At 43.0% G+C, this 2,720-nt stretch carries 2 protein-coding genes; one reads left to right on the top strand and one right to left on the bottom strand.

All coding sequences use genetic code 11. The features are described from left to right. Nucleotides 1-64: 64 nt before the first annotated feature. Entirely contained in the window at nt 65-427 is a 363-nt protein-coding gene (locus Q0314_RS02805) for a DUF488 family protein (protein WP_298056251.1), read from the bottom strand. Nucleotides 428-695: 268 nt separating this feature from the next. Between Q0314_RS02805 and Q0314_RS02800 the strand changes: the two genes are divergently transcribed. Beyond that, on the top strand, nt 696-2,720 hold a 2,025-nt coding region (locus Q0314_RS02800; RefSeq protein ID WP_298056249.1), incomplete at its 3' end, for a DUF748 domain-containing protein.

Genomic DNA, 2,720 nt, shown 5'->3' with positions numbered 1-2,720 from the left:
AATCGATTTAAAAAGTTGGGGGATTATAGCGAAAAAATATGAAAAATAAAAGGTAAATTAAATTTTACTCTCTGAGTAGTTCTAAAAGTACCGCAACGTGGCTTAAATTTATATCTTTAGTCGCGGTTAATAGAGCGATTTTGCCGTGCTTTTTTTCTAGAATTTTTAGCTCGTTCAGTCCTGCTGTTGCCTCTTTATCGGCCAGTTCGGTCTTAAATTTAACTTTAAATTCCTCAAATCTAGCCTCTTTGTCCTCATGAAACCAAGACCTAAGCTCGTTTGACGGAGTAACCGACTTTAGCCATAAAAACGAGCAAAATATCTCCTTTTTCACTCCGCGAGGATAGAGTCTATCGACGAATACGCCGTAAAAATCGCTATTTTCATCGCCTTTTACAAAATCGTAAATTCTGAAAGCCTGAAACATTTTTGCTCCCCGGTTTGACAAATTTGATTCCGAATTTTACAGTAAAATTGCTATTTTATCGACTAGATTTTAAATTATCTCCGTAGTTTACGGGTGCCAAGTTTTATCAAAAAGAGATCTTGTGCCGTATTTGATTTTTGTTTATTTGCATCAAATATCGGCTTTAATTTTTTAAGAAACGGCGCTAATTTTTCGTATGAGTTTGCCAAAATAACCGCCCTTTAATCAAAATCCTAGTAAAATTCGCCAAAAAAATCGAGGCAAATTTATGCAAAAAAGTAAAAAAATCGCTCTTATTATCCTAGGCTCGCTTGCGGGCTTGCTGCTCATCTACACGCTCGCAGGCTTTTTAGGCGTTCCTTACGCGCTCAAAAACACCTTGCCCGCAAAGCTAAAAGATATAAACGCGAGCCTTAGCGTAGCGGAGGCTAAATTTAACCCCTTTACCTTCGAGCTAAACGTCACACGCCCTGAGTTAAACACGACCGCACCGCTTTTTAGCGCGGAGCAAATCGACGTCAAGCTTAAGCCTTTTTCGCTATTTAACAAGCTCGCGGAGGTTGATATCTTGCGCCTTGAGAGTCCAAGCGTAAATATCGCTAGAGATAAAAACGGCACGCTAAATTTGGCCGCGTTTTTAGGCGAGTCAAACGCTACTAGCACCGAAAATAACGAAACTAGCAGCATAAATTTCGCCCTAAACAGCACAAAGATAATCGGCGGCTCGTTTGCCTACTCGGACGAGAGTTTAAAACAGCCTTTTAGCGCCAAATTTGAGGGCATAAACTACGAAATCTCAGGCATAAATACCGAGCAAAATAGCGCGGGCAAGCACGTTTTTGACGCAAACTCCACGCTAGCGCAAAAGCTAGACTGGCAGGGCGGCATCGACCTTGCGCCGCTTCGAGTTTACGGCGAGCTTAGCCTAAAGGACTTTAACGTCCGCCCCGTCGCTCTTAGCTTCATCGACACGCAAGATCTGCGCATAAACGGCGCGCTCATAAACGCAAAAACTAGCTACGAACTAAGCGCGGACGGCGGCGTTATCAAGGCTGCATTAAAAAACGCCGCTTTAAATTTAAAGTCGTTTGAAGCGCAACTTGATGGGCAAAATTTGAGCCTAGAGGAGCTTGATCTACCTGCCATCGAGGTAAATGCCGACGTTAGCGAAAAAAGAAGCTTTGCGGCCGATATTAGCGAGATAAAATTTAAAAACACGAGCTTTAAAGGCGAGGCGCAGGCAAATTTAAACAGTCTAAATTTAAGCGGCGTCGCGCTTAAGGCCGATATAAACGAAAAGGGCGATATAAACGCCTCCGCAGCGCTCAAAGCTCTGGGCGTTAGCGGGATAAATTTGACCGAAAAAAGCGTCAGCGAGATAAAGCTAAAAGACGCAAACGCAAGCGAGCTGGGCGCGAAAATAAACGGGCAAAATATTGCTGCTAGCCTAAAAAATTTGACGCTTAATGCCGCCTCCGCCCCGGTCGGTAAAAACAGTGCGGCAAGCCTAGAAAAGCTCGTTATAAACGCGCCTAAATTTACGCTGGAAAATAACGCCAGCACCGCTTCTATCGGTGAAATAAAAGCGCAAAAAATCGCGCTAAAAACTAAAAATAAAGAGATCGCCGCCGTCGCTGAAATCGGCGTAAGGGATACGGATCTAGATATAGTTAAAACCGCGCTGCGCATCGAAAGCGTAAGTATAAATAAGCCTAAATTTGCAACCGAACTAAAAGAAAACGGCGAGCTTAGCGCTATTAGCGAGCTTGGTTTAAACAGCGAAAAAACCGCCGCCCAAAAATCAAAAGCAAAAAGTAAAACCGAAAACGCGAAAAAACCTGCCAAATCTCAAAAAACGGCAGAAAAAAACGCCGCGAAAAAGAGCCAAAAAACCGAGCAAAAAAGCGCGAAAAATACGGAAAGCGGTTTTAAATTTAGCGTCAAAACCTTCTCCGTTACGGGTGCAGATATCGGCGTGATGCATATTTTCGAAGGACAAAAGATAGCGCATAAATTTGACGGTTTAAATATAAATTTACAAAATATCAGCGAAAATTTAGCTGCGCCAGTGACCGCTAAAATCGACATGAAAAGCTCGCAAAAGCTAAATTTGGCTCTTAAGGGTAAAATTACGCCAGAGCCTCTAAATATCGAAGCCGATATAAAACTAAGCGATGCAAACTTACCTCGCTACTTCGTTTACGCTAAAAACTATCTGGACGCGAGCTTAAAAAGCGGCGAGCTAAATGCCGAGCTAAACGTAAAGTACGCCGCGGATGCCTCCGTAAGCGGT

Source organism: uncultured Campylobacter sp. (genome assembly GCF_938040115.1).
GTDB lineage: Bacteria > Campylobacterota > Campylobacteria > Campylobacterales > Campylobacteraceae > Campylobacter_A.
The sequence above is the reverse complement of the archived record's forward strand: the minus strand, read 5'-3'. Positions and strand labels throughout refer to the sequence as shown.

Excerpts from the sequence above, each read along its gene's own strand:
- Q0314_RS02805 (WP_298056251.1), bottom strand. The coding sequence starts at position 427 with ATGTTTCAGGCTTTCAGAATTTACGATTTTGTAAAAGGCGATGAAAAT.